The following is a 15,268-nucleotide window of genomic DNA, read 5'->3' as shown; positions in this document are numbered from 1 at the left end:
TGCCGGTGAAGGGGGAGGGGGAGGGATGGGGGTGGTCAGGCGCCAGGGGCGCCCGAGTGCCTGCTGCCCGTCAGGCGAGGGTGGTGGCGGAGGCCGTGCCGTTCCCTGCCGCAGCGAGGGCCGCGACCGCGGCGTCGGTGTCGGCGACGGCGAGCAGGGCGTTGATGTGTGCGCCCGCCAGCGCCCCGGCCGCGGCCGAGGCCCCGACCTGGGCCAGCGGGTCGGTGACGTTGCCGGCCACCCACACCCCCGGCACGTCGGTGGCGCCGGCCGGGCCGGAGACGAAGCTGCGGCCGCCGCCGGGCAGGTTCTCCATCGGCAGGCCCAGGCCCGCCAGCCCCTCGGTGCGGGCCACGAGCGTGGTCGCCACCGCGAGGATGCGGCGGGCGATGACCCGCCCGTCCGTCAGCCGGAGGCCCCCGATGCCGCCGTCCCCGTCCTCCACGACCTCTTCGACCGGGGTGTCGACGACCCGGATGCCGCGCGCGGCGAAGCGCGTACGGGTCTCCTCGTCGAGCTCGGTGCCGTGCGCGAAGTAGACGAGGTCGTCGGTGAGCTGACGGAAGAGCAGCGCGTGGTGGACCGACGCGGGACCGGTGGCGAGGACGCCGATCGGCTCGTCGCGCACCTCCCAGCCGTGGCAGTACGGGCAGTGCACCACGCTCCGCCCCCAGTGCCCGGCCAGTCCCGGCAGGTCGGGCAGTACGTCGCGCAGGCCGGTCGCGACCAGCAGGCGGCGCGCCGTCAGGGCGCGGCCGTCGGTCAGGGTGACGGTGAAGCGCAGGTCGCCGTCGGCGGACGGAGCTGCGTGCTCGGCGGCGCCGACCTCGCCGGAGACGATGAGGCCGCCGTAGCCGCGCACTTCCTCACGGCCCCGCCCGTACAGGTCCGCCGGCGGGGTGCCGTCGAGGCCGAGCAGGCCGTGCACGCCCTCGGCGGGTGCGTTGCGGGGGGTGCCGCTGTCGATCACCACGACCGAGCGGCGGGAGCGGGCGAGCATCAGTGCACCGTTCAGGCCGGCGGCGCCGCCGCCGATCACCACGGCGTCGACGGTCCCGTCCGGCAGTGCGTCCGTCGTGCATGCGGTAGTCATCGCGGGCATGTCGTCGGTTCCTTTCTGGGTGTTCCTTCGTACCGGCCCGGTGGTCCGAGATGGTCCGGGGCCGTCTGTCTGGACACGACGCTAACCCCGACTTGCAGCGCGGGCATACAATGTTGCCTATGACGCAAGAAGACGGTGATCTGGACAGCCTCGTACGCAAACGCATCCGTGCGCTGCGGGTGGCGCAGGGCTGGTCCCTGGAGGAACTGGCCGTGCGCGCCCGGCTCAGCCAGTCCACGCTCAGCCGCATCGAGAACGGCCAGCGCCGCCTGGCCCTGGACAGTCTCGTCACCCTGGCCCGCGCCCTGGACACCACCTTGGACCAGCTCGTGGAGACCGCGACCGACGACGTCGTCACCAGCCCGATGATCGACGCCGCCCGCGGGCAGATGCGGTGGCCCATCAAGGGCGAGCCGGGCATGACGGTCATCCGCCAGCGCATGACCGAGCCGCCGCCCGACAATCCCTCCCGCATGCGCGCGCACCCCGGGCGCGAATGGCTCGTGGTCCTGTCCGGCACCGCGATCCTCCTGCTGGGGCACCGCCGCTTCCGCATCGAGGCCAACCAGTCCGCGGAGTTCCCCACGATGATGCCGCACGCGATCGGGGCAGAAGGGGGGCCGTGCGAGATCCTGGGCATCTTCGACCGCGACGCCCGCCGAGGACACCAGCGGGACAGCGGCGTCGGTGACGCGGGCGAAGCGGACGGCGTGGGGAGTGCCGGCGGTGGTGCGGGCGGCGCGGGTGCTGCTCAGGGGCCGGCTCGTTGAGGCCGCGCGGCGCTGCCTCCCGCCCCGTACAAGGTGTCGGGCGCGGGCGTCTTGCGCGTCCTGGGGTCCACGGGGCCATCTTCTTGCCTAGCCGGCAAGATTCGATGCCGCAAGCGCATGGCGGCCCTACGGTGGAGTCATGACCCACGCACCGCACGCACCCCAGCACGGCGACACCCAGCACGGCCACGGCCACGGCAACCACGGCCACGGCAACCACGGCAACGACCGGCAGAGCCACGCCCAGCCCGGCCATGCGCACCACGGACACACCCGGAGCGACCTCGAGGGCCAGGCGGAGATCCTCGACCTGGACGCGGAAGTCCTCGCCGAGCACATCACCGACATCACCACCTGGCTGCCCCTGAACGAGCCCCCTCGCCACATCGTGGACCTGGGCTCGGGCACCGGAGCCGGCACCTTCGCCCTGCTGGAGCAGTTCCCCGATGCCCACGTCACGGCCGTCGACTCCTCGGCGGGGCACCTCCAGCGCCTGCGCGAGAAGGCGTGCGCCCGGGGCGTCGAGGACCGCGTCCGCACCGTGCAGGCCGACCTCGACGCGACCGAATGGCCCGACCTCGGTGTGCCCGACCTGGTGTGGGCCTCGGCCTCGATGCACCACATGGCCGACCCGGACCGGGCCCTGCGCACCGTCCGCGAACTGCTCGCCCCCGGCGGACTGTTCGCCGTCGTCGAACTGGCGGGCTTCCCCCGCTTCCTGCCCGAGGACGCCCCCGAAGGCCGGCCCGGACTGGAAGACCGCTGCCACACCGCGAGCGAGAGCTACCACGCCGAGCACGTGCCCCACCGCGGCGCCGACTGGGGACCGAAGCTCACTGCGGCCGGATTCACCCTCGACGGCGACCGCGTGATCGACGTGAACATCGAGGGCTCCCGCAGCGAAGCCGTCGGCGCGTACGCCCTCGGCAGCCTGCAGCGCCTTCGCGGCAGCATCGTCGAGGTCCTCAGCCCCGAGGACCTCACCGCCCTCGACCTGCTGCTCGACACCGACGGCCCCGGGAGCATCCTGCGCCGCGACGACCTCGCCGTGCGGACCGAGCGCACCGTCTGGGCCGCACGCCGCCCGAACTGATCCGCGCGAGCTCCATCGGCACGGCACACGGCACCACGCCTCGCGCACGGCGCAACGCCTCGCGCGATGCCCTCGCGGGCCGGTTTCCGCAGAGCGACGCCGTCCCGGGCCGTGTCCCCGGGGGTGTCGCTCGCGGACCGGCCCGAGCCGTCCGTCCAGGGCCTGTCCCGCGGATCATGTCCGACGGCAGCATCTCGTAGGTGACCAGGCAGTATTCCGGCCTGTGTGCTCTCTCCGGTGTGAGGCTGCTGGGGAGAGTGGGCAACGACCGATGAGTTTCTCCGTGATCCGCAGTCAAAGATCAAGGTTGGTGCGTTGAAGCCGCGAGTGTGATCCAATCGCGCACCGACCGGATCTGTTGAGAACCGGACACGAGATACCGAGGACCTTTGATGCGCACTGTGATCAGCACCGCCTTCATCTCGCTCGATGGCGTCGTGGAGGCTCCGGGCGGCGAGCCCGGCTACCGGAACTCCGGGTGGACCTTCAAGGACATCGAGTTCCTGCCCGAGGCGTTCGGCATCAAGGGCCAAGATCAGCAGGAAGCCACCGCGATGCTTATGGGCCGGACCAGTTACGAGGCGTTCAGCCCGGTGTGGCCCGACATGGAGGACTTCGCCGACTACAAGGAGATGCCGAAGTATGTCGTCTCCACCACCCTCGGCAAGGACGACCTGGTGGCGAACTGGGGCGAGACCACGATCCTGCGTTCACTCGACGAGGTTGCCGCGCTGAAGGAGACCAAGGGCGGCCCGATCATCGTCCACGGCAGCGCCTCCCTGAACCAGGCCCTCTCGGACGCCGGCCTGATCGACCGCTACCACCTGCTCGTCTTCCCGCTGCTGCTCGGCGCGGGCAAGCGGCTCTTCAGCGCCACGGACAAGGACACGCAGAAGTTGAAGCTGGTCGAGCACGAGGTCTACGCCAACGGCCTGCAGAAGAACATCTTCGACGTCGTCCGCTGACAACAGCTCCAGCACTTCCTGCGCCGTCGCGTCTTTGGATGTGACACCCGGGCAGGTGTGTCATCGGAGGCACAGCCTGATCGCCGCCAGGGTGACGGTGCCGTGGAAGACGTACGCCCGTTTGTCGAAGCGGGTCGCTACGGCCCGAGAGCCCTTCAGCGCGTTGATCGTTCGCTCGACTCCGTTCCTGCGTTTGTAGATCGTCTTGTCGAAGCCGGTGGGCCGGCCGCCCTTGTTGCCTTTGCGTTGGCGGTTGGCCCGCTGGTTCTCTGTTTCGGGGATGGTGTGCTTGATCTGGCGTCGTCGCAGGTAACCGCGGTTGCGGCGGGAGGAGTACGCCTGGTCTCCGCCGAGATGGTCGGGCCGGGTCTGGGGGCGCCCGCCGTTCTGGCGGGCGACGCGGACACGCTCCAGGATCGAGATGAGCTGTGGGGCGTCTCCCCACTGCCTGGGGTGATCAGCAGCGCCAGTGGGCGACGTCCGCCCTCACCGGCGAGGTGGATTTTGCAGGTCAGGCCCCCCCGGGAGCGACCGATTCCCTCGTGGGGCGGTGTTTTGCCGGGGCGCGCGTCTTTTCCCGGCAGCCGTGGGGGCTCCCTGCGTGCTCCGGCGGCATGTTGGTGGGCCCGGCGGGACGTAGAGTCCACGCTCACCATCGACCAGTCGATGCGGCCTTCCGCATCGGCATCGGCCAGGACGGCCGCGAAGAGTCTGTCCCAGGTGCCATCCGCTGACCAGCGGCGGTGACGCTCGTATTCTTCGCTTGTGAGATCTCCCCGCCTCATGTGCATGCCAACGAACCAAGGCCGCGACGGTCACAAGATCCGCCGGACAGGCCCTAGGGGGTGTCTTGTCGATCAGGCCGGGCTCGCGGGGTCTGGCACCGCGCCTCGCCGCGTTGTCGTCACTCGCCGACTTCCCCAAGCTCTCGGCTTCGCTCGAGCAGGGGAGACCCCATTCGCGTCGACTCCCTCCTCCGCCTTGCGATCCACGGCACCAGACCCCGCTCCCTGACCCGGCCCGATCGACAAGACACCCCCTAGCCTGCTCCGGTGGCACGAACCCGGCTCTACCGCGACGGCGTCCTGGCCCTGGAGGGGTTCCCCGCCGAGGACCTCTCCGCGTACGCGGGGCAGCCGGACTGCACCGTCTGGCTGGACCTCTGCGATCCCACCGAGGCGGACTTCGACCTGATCACCGAGCAGTTCGGGCTGCACGAGCCGGCCGTCTCCTACTGGGACGATTCCGCCGACCTCGCCAAGGAGGGCGTCGGCTTCCTGCTCCACGGGCTGCTCGACTACCTCGTGGACGACCACTTCCGCCCTGATGCCCACCCTCTCCGTCGCCCTCTACCTCGGCTTCAAGCGGCGCGACTGGATCTGAGCCGCGGCCCGGAGGGGCTCAGTCCTGCGGCCGGCGCAGCAGCGGGGGAGCCGGGTGGGGCAGGGGGCTCGCCCCGGCCGGGCTCAGTGCGTCTATGAGCAGGGCCACGTAGCGGCGCCAGCCCTCCTCGGCCGGGTCCATGGTCCAGAGCACGCTGACCAGCATGCTCACGATCCTCTTCAGGTCGTCGGGCACGAGGTCCTCCCGGATCACCCCGGTCTGCTGGCCGCGCGCCACCAGCGGGTCGAGGGCCTCGAAGAACCGGGCGCTGACCTCCGCGGAGAGGACCCCGGCCCTGCGGGCGGCCGTCAGGACGTGGTGCTCGTCGGCCGCCGAGGCCAGGGCGGCCTCGAGGACGACGGTCAGGGCGCGGCGGGGGTCCTCGTCGGCCAGCCCGCGGTCGATGGCGGGCAGGACGTCCTGGGTGAACTGCTGGTCGAGCACGGCCCGGAGCAGGGCCGCCTTGTCGGGGAAGCGGCGGAAGAGCGTGGCGATCCCCACGCCGGCGCGTCGCGCGATCTCGTCGAGCGGCGCACAGGGTCCCAGCTCGGCGTACACGTCGCGGGCCGCTCGGACGATCTTCTCGATGTTGCGCACGGCGTCGGCACGCAAGGGTTTGGGACTGTCGTTCGACACGCAGCCGACCCTACAACCGATAGTCGGCGATCGGATCCGGTTGACACGTCGCACACCGCGAACTGATAGTTGACTACTGATTGTGGTGTGTGCCGACCTCGCTCCTAGGACCTTTCATGCAACAGCCGCCCGCGGCCGTCCCCCGTTCCGGCAAGGTGATCGCGACGCTCGCCCTCGCGGGCATCGCCGCAGCCGTCATGCAGACCCTGGTCACGCCGCTGCTGGCCGACCTGCCGAACCTCCTCCACACCACCCACTCCAACTCCGCCTGGGTGGTGACCGCCACCCTCCTGGTCGCGGGCGTGTGCGTGCCCATCAGTGGACGCCTGGGCGACATGCTCGGCAAGCGCCGCATGCTCCTGGCCTGTTGCATACCGCTGATCATCGGCTCGGTGGTGTGCGCGCTGGCGGGCGGTGTGGTCCAGATGATCATCGGGCGGGGCCTGCAGGGCGTCGGCATGGGCATGATCCCGTTGGGCATCGCCCTGCTCCGCGACATCCTCCCCGCGGAGAAGCTCAGTTCCTCCATCGCCCTCGTGAGCGCCTCCATGGGCATCGGCGGCGGCATCGGCCTCCCGCTCTCCGCGGCCGTCGCCCAGTACACCAGCTGGCGCTTCCTGTTCTGGGGATCCGCCGCGCTCGCCGGCTGCGTGGCCGTCATGATCGTGGCCTTCATTCCCGAGGTCCCGGCCGCCGCCAAGGGTCAGCGCTTCGACGTGATCGGCGCGCTGGGCCTCGCGGCCGGCCTGGTGTCCCTGCTGCTGTTCGTGTCCAAGGGCGCCGACTGGGGCTGGGGTTCCGCCACCACCCTCGGCCTGATCGCCACCGCCGTCGTGGTGCTGGCCGCCTGGGGCTGGTTCGAGTGGCGCACCACCGATCCGCTCGTGGACCTGCGCACCACGGTCCGCCCGCGCGTCCTGCTGACCAACCTCGCCTCGGTGTCCATCGGCTTCGGCATGTACGCGAGCATGCTGGTCATCCCGCAACTGCTGCAGTTCCCCGCGGCCACCGGCTACGGCCTGGGCCAGTCGATGCTGGCGGCGGGCATGTGGATGCTGCCCGGCGGGCTGATGATGATGGCCGTGTCCCCCCTCGGAGGCAAGCTCACCAACCTCCACGGGCCGAAGGTCACCCTCGTCAGCGGCGCACTCGTCCTGGGCGCGGGCTACGGGGTCGCGCTCCTCTTCTCCTCGACGGCCGTCGGGCTGATGGCCGCCGTGATGGTCATCAACAGCGGTGTCGCCCTCGCCTACGGAGCCATGCCCGCGCTGATCATGAGCGCGGTCCCGCTGACGGAAACCGGCGCCGCCAACGGCTTCAACGCCCTGATGCGCTCCCTGGGCACCTCCGTCGGCGCTGCCGTCGTCGGTGTCGTCCTGGCGCAGATGACCACCACGGCGGGCGGACTCACCTTCACCTCCGAGGCGGGCTTCCGCACCGGCCTGCTCATGGGCGGCGGCTTCGCCCTGCTGTCCGGGGCCATCGCCGCCCTGATCCCCGCCCTCCGGCCGCAGCAGCTCGAACTGCGGGACCAGGCGGACCCGGTGACCGAAACGGCCTCCACCGCACTGAACAAGTAGCGCTGTCCGAGGGCGGTCCGCAGACGGCCGCGTACTCCCTCGCGAGGGAGTACGCGGCCGCGCAGAAGACGTGATCAACCGGCAGGCCACGGCGCAGATAAGAAGGGGGTAAGGGGGTAGACGCGAGCCGAGGCACCGCTGCCGAGCAACCGCTCAGCAGTCCTCCCGACCCGCGAACGAGGACATCATGCTTTTCGCCGGACTCATCCTCCTGCTCATCGGATTCCTGACCGGAATCTCCATCCTGTGGACCATCGGCATCATCCTGCTCGTGGTGGGGGCCGTGCTGTGGATCATGGGCTCGGTCGGCCACGCCGTCGGCGGCCGCCGCCACTACTGGTAAAAGGAAAGGCCTCCGGACACCGGGGGCCTTTCCTTCATGCCCTGTCAGGGCTCGCCGCGCGCTCTCAGCAGGGGCGGACCGGCTGGAGGTTGTGGACGTAGCGGGCCGAGACCCAGCCCTTCGCGCCGTGCAGGCGGTACCACACCGGGTTGCCGTCCACCCAGCCCCCGCGCTTCTGGCACTCGAGGACCACCCGCGCGTGCGGCTGCAGCTGCTTCACCACGTCCGAGTACACGGTCGGCTTCTCGCGGACGTTGAGCGGTGCGCGGGACTCGACGACGCCCACCGGGCCGGAGGGGCCCCGTCCGTAACCGGCCGCGAGCCCGTCGGCCGCCCAGCCGGCCGTGCTCAGCGGCCCGATCAGTACTCCGGCCGCCAAGGCGTACGTCAGCAATGCCTTCTTCACCATCGGTTCCACTCTCCCTGTGTCGCCTGGGCGCGGGGCCGGCAGCCCGTGCGGCCGACCGCCCGACCGACTATCCACCGCTCCGGCGCCGGAACGCGGGCGGCCCGGGGAGAACACGCCCCTGTTGCTCCGAATGGCCCAAGGGTCCTGCGCCCCGCCGGCGTTCCCGGCCCTACGACGCCGAGACAGCCGGCGCCGCCGCCACCGCCGGCAGGGCAACCGTGGGCAGGGCAACCGTCCGCGGAGACGAAACCGGGCCCGGACTCGTAGAGTCCGGGCCCGTGTCGCGCCTGCGGGTCAGATGATGCGGCCGCCGAAGCCGCCGACGGAGTAGTAGGTCCCGATCTCCTCGCGGTACCCGACGTCGTCGAGGTGCTTCTCGCGGTGGAACTCCGGAGCGTTCTTGATCTGCTCCTTCGTGCCGTCCACGTAGACCTTCTGCCGGTTCGCATCGACGATGATCACGGTGCTCGCCGGGAGCAGGACCTCCTTGCCGAAGATCCACACCCCGGTGTCCACGACCAGATAGGCGTCACCGGCCTCGTCGGAGTGCTTGTCGACCTTGCCGATGCTGCCGTCGGTCGCCTCGACCGTGTACCCGATCAGGTCGGTGCCGGTCAGATGGCCGGCGGTCGACCGGTAGCTCCACACATGCTCAGTCACGCGAAACAACTCCTTCTCCAGACAGGGGGCGGCGGGGCAGTGCCGGCCGTCCCTCTCTTTCGAGTCTTTCGACTTCTTCGACGCGATGGTTCGTTCGATGTCCTGCGCGGAGCCCGCGTCGGTGCCCCGCACGAACGCGCCTGCCCCGGCTCCCGCCCTTCATTCGCCGTCCGGAACACCGGAGTTACCAGGACACGCGGTCCGGACGCGACTCGCCCGCCAGGGGCGTAGGAGACCGTTCGCAGGGCACACGAGCCGCCATGACATGGAGACGAGCGCCGCGGCGCGGCGAGAACCCCGACAGCGGGTCCGTAGTGGCGGCGGAAGGATGGAGACAACGCGGCCCGGTCCATCCGGCCGTCCGGGCACTGGCCATGCTGGCGGCCTTCATCGGGACCGTCCTGTTCAGCGTGGTCCTGGCCCGGCTCACGCTGGAACCCTCCGCCGCCTCGGTGGACCTGGTGCACAGCAACGTCCGGCCCGGCCATTCGATCAGCCTCTACCTGGACGGCGCCTCCACCTTCGAGGCCGTGCGCCAACTGGGCGGGAACCTCCTGCTGGGCCTGCCGTTCGGCGTGCTGCTGCCCGTCCTCATGCCCCCGGCCCGGGGGCTGCTGCGGGTCGCCGCGGTGACGGTGTGTCTGATGACGCTGGTGGAGCTGATCCAGGGCGCCCTCGTCACGGGACGCGTCTTCGACATCGACGACGTCATCCTCAACACGACCGGAGCGCTCCTCGGCTACCTGCTCATCGGCCGCCGCCTGGGACGGGCCGTACACCCGCGCCGCAGGCACTGGTGGCACCGCAGGCCCCGCCAGGAGCGGCCCGTACCCGCACCGAGGCCGGAGCCGATGCCGGCTCCGCGGGCCGAGCCCACGCCCGAGCTGACAGCGCAGCAGGCGGCGAAGCCGGGCCGCCCGGGCTGGCGGAAGGCCTTCCAGCGGGGCGGGTGACCCGCCGGCCACCGGACCGGGGAGCTGCGCACTCCCCGTGTCAGGTCCCGGCCGTGGGGCAGGTGCGGAAAGGTCCGTGCCGCTACCACCCACTGGGGAGACATGAACAGCGCCTTTCGCCTCCTGGCCCTCCTGGGAGGCTCGATCCTGCTCACCGCCGCGACCGGCTGGGCCGTCGACCGACTGCTCCGCCGCGCCGATGCACGACATCCCGAAACACCGTGGTGGAACCTGCTCCGCCGCTGCCGCCACGCCCTGCAGATCGTCCTGCTCGCCGCACTACTCAAAGCCGCCTTCCGGAACACGACGTGGCCGCCGCTGCGGGACAACGCGGCCGCCACGGGCCGGATCCTCTCGCTGGCCCTGATCGGCGCCGGGGCCTGGCTGATCGTGGTCGTGGCCTCCGCCGCCGTCGAGTCGGGGTACGCCCGCTACGCCACCGGCACCCGCGATCCGGCCCGGGTACGCCGGGTCCGCACCCAGGTGACGCTGATCACGAGGGTCCTGACCGTCGTCGTCGGGGTCATCGCGGGCGCCGCCATGCTCCTCACCTTCCCGAGCTTCCGCGCGCTCGGCACCTCCGTGCTCGCCTCCGCCGGGATCATCGGCATCGTGGCCGGCGTGGCGGCCCAGCCCACCCTCGGGAACCTCTTCGCGGGCTTCCAGATCGCCTTCGGCGACCTCGTGCGGATCGGGGACACGGTGGTGGTCTCCGGCGAGTGGGGGGTGGTCGAGGACATCACCCTCACCTTCCTCGCGGTCCGCACCTGGGACGAACGCCGCATCACCATGCCCGTCTCGTACTTCACCACCCGGCCGTTCGAGAACTGGTCGCGGGGAGGCGTCCAGATGACCGGCACCGTCTTCGTGCACTGCGACCCCAGCGCGCCCGTGGACCTCATGCGGGACAAGGTCCACGAGATCCTGCACGCCTGCCCGCAGTGGGACGGCCGCGCCTGGGACCTCGCCGTCACGGAGACGACGCCCTCCACCATCGTGGTCCGGGCCATCGTCACGGCCAAGGACGCCGACGACGTGTGGACGGTGCGCTGCGCCGTACGCGAGCAGCTGATCGCCTGGCTCTCGGAGAAGCACCCCGGGGCCCTGCCCCGCGTCCTGCTGGACCGGGCCCCGACAGCGCCCGGCACGCCCGGCGGACACACCCACTGACACGAAGTCCCCGCCGGCCCGGGCCCGTACCGTACGGGTCCGGGCCGGCCGGGCGCACGGACCTATCGGTGCCGCGCGAGGGTGTGCACGAGGACCATCAGGGCGAAGGCGATGACCAGCAGGTGCACCCAGGAGGGCCCGATCGCCGGGGCCAGGGACAGGGAGGTGAGCTGATGAGAGGTCATGAAGCGCTCCTGCCCCCGGCGGCCGGATTGACGCACACTCCGGCCGGGACGGCCGGCACGAGCGGACCACGGGCCCGATCGGATCCGGCCCGCCCCTCCCGGCCCGCGGTCAGCGTGTCGCGGGCCTGCCGGACTTGAGCCGGGAGGCTTCGATCTCGGCCCAGACGGCCTTGCCGTGGGGGTGGGTGTGGGTGCCCCAGCGGTCGGAGAGGCGTTCCACGATGTGCAGTCCGTGGCCGCCCGGGGTGCCGTGGCGTGGGGCGGGGTGGAGGAGGGGGAGGTCCGTCGTGCCGTCGTAGACCTCGATGCGCAGGGTTTCCCCGGAGGTGAGGACGAGCTCGTGACAACCGCCCGCGTGCAGGGAGGCGTTGGTCAGCAGCTCCGACACCAGGAGCAGGCTGTCCTCGGCGGTCTCCGTTCCGTCCCAGCCCCAGTCGCCCAGGGCCCGGCGCGTGAAATCGCGTCCCTTGGCCACCGCGCCGCCGACGCCCGCCAAGGCGAGGCGACGCCGCTGGGCTCCGGCGGGAAGGCTGCCGGGAAGGCCGGCGCTCACTGGATCTCCCGTCTCCGGTCCTATGGTCTCCACCATGCTGTGCACCCCCGTGCCGACGCTGCCTCGTTCGCTGCTTCCGGAACCGCCCGACGAGGCCGTGGCCGCCGTTCCGGACTGTCCGTATGCCCCCGAGCGGCCCGGGAACACCCGAGCCCGCCCCCGAGTGTAGGTGACCTCCGGTGTCAGGGCGTTGCCATGTGGAGCCGCAGCGTGAAGCCGTCGTCCAGGGCCCGGACCTCGACCAGATCGCAGAGCTGGTGGATCATCCACAGGCCGCGGCCGCCGAGGGCGGAGCCCAGGGAGGGGCGGCGGCGCCCCGCGAGGGGATCCGCCAGGCGGCCCGCGTCCCGGATCTCGGCGACGACCCCCGCACCGGCACCGGACGTGGTCCACAGCCGCAGGGCGCCCTTGCCGCCGCCATGGGACAGGGAGTTGGCCGCCGCTTCGCTGACGGCCAGGACGAGATCGCCGCGGCGCGCCGGGGTCAGGGCGGTCCCACGGGCCCAGGCGTCGGCGCGGTCGCGGACCTCGGCCAGTCCTCCGTGGGAGTAGGCGAACCGGGTCGCTCCGCCCTCGGGTTCGGGCAGCGGGCGGTCGCAGTCGGCCGAGACCCGCGCGGCGTCGGTGTACGCCGGGCTCGGCAGCTCGGTGCCGTCCTCGATGAGGGTGGGGTGGGTGCGCCGCGCGTCGGCCAGTACGCCGGGTGCGAGCCCCCGCGTGTCGTAGGGGCACAGGACGGTGGCGGGCCGGCCGGTGAAGGCCGTGTTGATGAGGGCCTCGTGCCGGGTGGCCTCCAGGACCTCGGCGGGGGAGCGGCCGGGCCAGATCGGTTCTCCGACGATCCGGACCGCCCGGCTCACGTGCAGGCCGGCGAAGTCCTGCAGGGCGGCCAGGATGCGGCCGGGATTGCGGCCCAGCTCCGTCATGTCCGTCCAGGTGACGTCCGCGGCGCTCCCGCCGAGGCTCTCGCGCAGGGCGTCCAGCTGCGGGCCCGGTACGGCGACGAGGACGGGTTCGCCGGCGGCCACGGCGGTGTCCACGAAGGAGCCCACGCCGGCCACGTACGCGTCCAGGTCCTGGTAGAAGAGGGCGGGATGGACGAAGGCCCCGGGCCCGGTGGGCTCAGGAACGGTGATCATGCTGCGACCTCCAGCGCGGCGCATTCGTCCGGGAACATCTCCACGACCCTGCGGAGCGAGTACGGCGGGTCGTGGAGCAGCAGCCGCCGCCCCTGCCCGCTGAGGGCGGCCGCCGCCCGTACGAGGGCGGCGACCGCGTCTGCGTCGAGGAAGACCACGGCGGACAGGTCGAGGTGGACGACGGGGCCGGGCATCGCGGTCAGGGCGCCGAGCGCCGCGGTCAGGCACTGCCGGGTATCGAGGTCGCAGCTGCCGCTCAGGCGCGCCCCGGAACGGTCCTGCCACGGCCGGGAGCTCAGCGGCGCCCGGGCGTCCGCTCCTGCCTCCGCACCGGGTGGGGAGTTCATGGTCCCTTCCTACACCGCGAGCATGCCGGTGCGCAGCCGGGTCAGGGTCCGGGACAGGATCCGCGAGACCTGCATCTGGGACACGCCGAGTGCGGCGCCGATCTCCGCCTGGGTCTTCTCCTGGCCGAAGCGCATCTGGAGGATGAACCGCTCGCGCTCGTCCAGCTGCTCCAGCAGGGGCGCGAGGGTGTGGAACTCCTCGAAGAGCTCCATGCCGGGATCGACGGCTCCGTGCCGCTCCGCCGCCGGGCGGGCGCCTCGGCCCGCCGAGGAGGTCTCGTCGCTGTCGGCGGTGGCGTCGAGCGAGCTGCTCGTGTAGCCGTTCGCGGCGATCAGCCCGTCGATGATCTCGTCCTCGGACAGCTTCAGGTGCTGGGCGAGCTCCTTGACGGTCGGCGCCCTGCCGAGGACGTCGCTCAGGGCGTCCTGTGCCTTGGCGAGCTCCGTGCGCAGCTCCTGCAGGCGGCGCGGGACGTGCACGGCCCAGGTGGTGTCGCGGAAGTACCGCTTGATCTCACCGGTGATGTACGGGAGGGCCAGGGTGGAGAATTCGACCTCGCGCTCGGTGTCGTAGCGGTCGATGGCCTTGATCAGGCCGATCGTCCCCACCTGGATGATGTCGTCCATGTCGAGTCCGCCGCCGAGCACGCGGGCCCGGAAGCGACGTGCGGCGAACTGGACGAGGGAGAGGTTCATCTCGATCAGGGTGTTGCGCGTGTACTGGTACTCGCGCGTCCCCTCCTCCAGCGTGCGCAGCCTCGCGAAGAAGTGCCGCGAGAGCTCCCGCGCGTCAGTGGGCGCCATCTCCCGGGCGTTCTGCACCTGGAACAGGTCCGTGTCCTGCGCGGGCGTTCCCGCGGACTCCTGGTTGGACACGGGTACTTCAGCGGATGCTGCACGCATGGGGCCTACAACGGTGGCCGAGCGATACATGGTGGCCGCTCCCTCCCGATCGACTGACGGCTGCCGGGGCGCTTCTGCCCCTCCTCGGAGGGTCTACACCCTACGAGGCGGCGATTCTTTTTCGGAACGGCGCTCCCGGTCCGGGCGCCTGCGGTCGACGCCGTTCGGGGTCGGTCGCGTCTGGTATCCGAAGAGGGACCGGAAGGTGGCGCTGACGACGGGTGAACTGCGCGTGCGGCGCGAGCGGATGCCCATGGAGAGGGCGAACCTGCCGTACGTGGCCCGGCTGTGGCTGGAAGGGCGGTCGACCGCCGACGCCGACCCGGTGGCGCGATGGACGCGGTCCGACCGGTCCCGATGCGGCCCGGCCGCTCCGCGCCTGGCCGGACGTCCCGGACGTCTTCGGCTGAGAGCCGGGACTGCTCCACCCGGGAGCCGTGAGCGGGGAGCGAACAGCCGGGAGGCTGCGGCGCCGGGGCGGCGAGCAGGCATACTCCCTGGAAGAACGATACGACCGACGACCGGGGAAGGCGGACATGACCGGAGCAGGGGACGGATACGGGCAGGGCGTGGTCGGGGACGGCTACCCGGCCGGGGCCGGCTGGGTGGTGGTGGCCCGGGGTGAACTGGACCAGGACACCCTGGTCCCGCTGGAGGAGGCCCTCACCGATGCCGCGGGCCTGCATCCGCTGGTGGTCCTGGACGCCGGCGCCATCACCTTCGGGGACTCCTCCTTCCTCAACCTGCTGCTGCGGCTGCACCACCTCACGACCCTTCGGATCGCGGCCCCCGGCGAGCAGTTGCGACGGCTGTTCGCGGTGACCGGGGCCGATACGGTCCTGTCCCTGCACGAGAGCGTCGAGGCCGCGCTCGGAGCGTGAACCGCCCTGGCAGCGCGAACCCGTTCCGGGTACCCGCGCGTTTCAGGGTTCCCGCGCGTAGCGCGTACCCCGCCCGTTGTGCCGCTCACGCCGGGTCCTGTCCTAGGGGGTGTCTTGTCGATCAGGCCGGATCAGGGAGCGGGGTCTGGTGCCGTGGATCGCAAGGCGGAGGAGGGAGTCGACGCGAATGGGGTCT

The 15,268-nt window shown here is 71.6% G+C and carries 18 protein-coding genes and 1 pseudogene; 9 read left to right on the top strand and 10 right to left on the bottom strand.

All coding sequences use genetic code 11. The features are described from left to right. Positions 1–70: 70 nt before the first annotated feature. Positions 71–1,102: an NAD(P)/FAD-dependent oxidoreductase gene (locus ACIA8F_RS28955; RefSeq protein WP_399383115.1), complete on the bottom strand. Its 1,032-nt coding sequence runs from the start codon at positions 1,100–1,102 to the stop codon at positions 71–73. Positions 1,103–1,212: 110 nt separating this feature from the next. Here ACIA8F_RS28955 and ACIA8F_RS28950 point away from each other — a divergent pair, with 110 nt between their 5' ends. The 3 genes from ACIA8F_RS28950 to ACIA8F_RS28940 all read left to right on the top strand — a co-directional run bounded on the left by ACIA8F_RS28950 (position 1,213) and on the right by ACIA8F_RS28940 (position 3,930). Then, entirely contained in the window at positions 1,213–1,872 is a 660-nt protein-coding gene (locus ACIA8F_RS28950) for a helix-turn-helix domain-containing protein (protein ID WP_399383113.1), read from the top strand. 139 nt (positions 1,873–2,011) lie between these two features. Continuing rightward, complete coding sequence (locus tag ACIA8F_RS28945; RefSeq protein ID WP_399383111.1) at positions 2,012–2,965, top strand: class I SAM-dependent methyltransferase; 954 nt, start codon at positions 2,012–2,014, stop codon at positions 2,963–2,965. Between the two features lie 392 nt (positions 2,966–3,357). Continuing rightward, the gene (locus ACIA8F_RS28940; RefSeq protein ID WP_399383110.1) at positions 3,358–3,930 is read left to right on the top strand and encodes a dihydrofolate reductase family protein; all 573 of its coding nucleotides are present in this window, start codon (positions 3,358–3,360) and stop codon (positions 3,928–3,930) included. Between the two features lie 60 nt (positions 3,931–3,990). Here the strand turns inward: ACIA8F_RS28940 and ACIA8F_RS28935 are convergent. Continuing rightward, positions 3,991–4,685 (bottom strand): annotated as a pseudogene (locus ACIA8F_RS28935) (IS5 family transposase); the annotation flags it as partial. Between the two features lie 297 nt (positions 4,686–4,982). Here ACIA8F_RS28935 and ACIA8F_RS28930 point away from each other — a divergent pair. Beyond that, positions 4,983–5,411, top strand: a complete 429-nt coding sequence (locus ACIA8F_RS28930; protein WP_399383108.1) for a hypothetical protein — start codon at positions 4,983–4,985, stop codon at positions 5,409–5,411. Here ACIA8F_RS28930 and ACIA8F_RS28925 read toward each other — a convergent pair. Continuing rightward, on the bottom strand, positions 5,332–5,949 hold the full coding sequence (locus tag ACIA8F_RS28925; protein ID WP_399383107.1) for a TetR/AcrR family transcriptional regulator: 618 nt from the start codon (positions 5,947–5,949) through the stop codon (positions 5,332–5,334). The genes ACIA8F_RS28930 and ACIA8F_RS28925 overlap by 80 nt on opposite strands. 116 nt (positions 5,950–6,065) lie before the next feature. Here ACIA8F_RS28925 and ACIA8F_RS28920 point away from each other — a divergent pair, with 116 nt between their 5' ends. Both ACIA8F_RS28920 and ACIA8F_RS28915 read left to right on the top strand, forming a co-directional pair. After that, the gene (locus tag ACIA8F_RS28920; RefSeq protein ID WP_399383105.1) at positions 6,066–7,529 is read left to right on the top strand and encodes an MFS transporter; all 1,464 of its coding nucleotides are present in this window, start codon (positions 6,066–6,068) and stop codon (positions 7,527–7,529) included. A 187-nt stretch (positions 7,530–7,716) separates the two neighbouring features. Next, positions 7,717–7,872, top strand: a complete 156-nt coding sequence (locus ACIA8F_RS28915; RefSeq protein WP_356662007.1) for a DUF6131 family protein — start codon at positions 7,717–7,719, stop codon at positions 7,870–7,872. Positions 7,873–7,936: 64 nt separating this feature from the next. On the opposite strand, the gene ACIA8F_RS28910 is transcribed toward ACIA8F_RS28915, so the two are convergent. Next, positions 7,937–8,281 carry an SH3 domain-containing protein gene (locus tag ACIA8F_RS28910; protein WP_399383102.1) on the bottom strand — a complete coding sequence of 115 codons (345 nt, stop codon included), beginning with the start codon at positions 8,279–8,281 and terminating at the stop codon, positions 7,937–7,939. 294 nt (positions 8,282–8,575) lie between these two features. After that, a complete protein-coding gene (locus ACIA8F_RS28905; RefSeq protein ID WP_399383100.1) occupies positions 8,576–8,941 on the bottom strand; it encodes a PRC-barrel domain-containing protein in 366 nt (121 codons plus the stop codon). Between the two features lie 260 nt (positions 8,942–9,201). Between ACIA8F_RS28905 and ACIA8F_RS28900 the strand changes: the two genes are divergently transcribed. Beyond that, positions 9,202–9,894, top strand: coding sequence for a VanZ family protein (locus ACIA8F_RS28900; RefSeq protein ID WP_399383098.1), 693 nt, complete (start codon positions 9,202–9,204; stop codon positions 9,892–9,894). Between the two features lie 102 nt (positions 9,895–9,996). Then, entirely contained in the window at positions 9,997–11,064 is a 1,068-nt protein-coding gene (locus ACIA8F_RS28895) for a mechanosensitive ion channel family protein (protein ID WP_399383097.1), read from the top strand. 62 nt (positions 11,065–11,126) lie between these two features. Here the strand turns inward: ACIA8F_RS28895 and ACIA8F_RS28890 are convergent, their stop codons facing one another. From ACIA8F_RS28890 to ACIA8F_RS28870, 5 genes are all read right to left on the bottom strand, one after another. Next, positions 11,127–11,249 (bottom strand): hypothetical protein, encoded by a 123-nt coding sequence (locus tag ACIA8F_RS28890; protein WP_399383096.1) that lies wholly within the window; start codon positions 11,247–11,249, stop codon positions 11,127–11,129. 109 nt (positions 11,250–11,358) lie between these two features. Continuing rightward, a complete protein-coding gene (locus tag ACIA8F_RS28885; RefSeq protein WP_399383094.1) occupies positions 11,359–11,802 on the bottom strand; it encodes an ATP-binding protein in 444 nt (147 codons plus the stop codon). A 182-nt stretch (positions 11,803–11,984) separates the two neighbouring features. Then, a complete protein-coding gene (locus ACIA8F_RS28880; protein ID WP_399383093.1) occupies positions 11,985–12,941 on the bottom strand; it encodes an anti-sigma factor RsbA family regulatory protein in 957 nt (318 codons plus the stop codon). Then, on the bottom strand, positions 12,938–13,288 hold the full coding sequence (locus tag ACIA8F_RS28875; protein ID WP_399383091.1) for an STAS domain-containing protein: 351 nt from the start codon (positions 13,286–13,288) through the stop codon (positions 12,938–12,940). Before ACIA8F_RS28875 ends, ACIA8F_RS28880 begins: the two co-directional genes overlap by 4 nt. Positions 13,289–13,297: 9 nt before the next feature. Further along, a complete protein-coding gene (locus tag ACIA8F_RS28870) occupies positions 13,298–14,191 on the bottom strand; it encodes a SigB/SigF/SigG family RNA polymerase sigma factor (RefSeq protein WP_399383089.1) in 894 nt (297 codons plus the stop codon). A 536-nt stretch (positions 14,192–14,727) separates the two neighbouring features. On the opposite strand from ACIA8F_RS28870, the gene ACIA8F_RS28865 reads away from it, so the two are divergent. Continuing rightward, on the top strand, positions 14,728–15,072 hold the full coding sequence (locus ACIA8F_RS28865; RefSeq protein ID WP_399383087.1) for an STAS domain-containing protein: 345 nt from the start codon (positions 14,728–14,730) through the stop codon (positions 15,070–15,072). Positions 15,073–15,268: the final 196 nt, after the last annotated feature.

The organism is Streptomyces sp. NPDC051563 (genome assembly GCF_044454225.1).
Taxonomy (GTDB): Bacteria; Actinomycetota; Actinomycetes; order Streptomycetales; family Streptomycetaceae; genus Streptomyces.
This window is presented reverse-complemented; position numbering and strand designations above follow the sequence as displayed.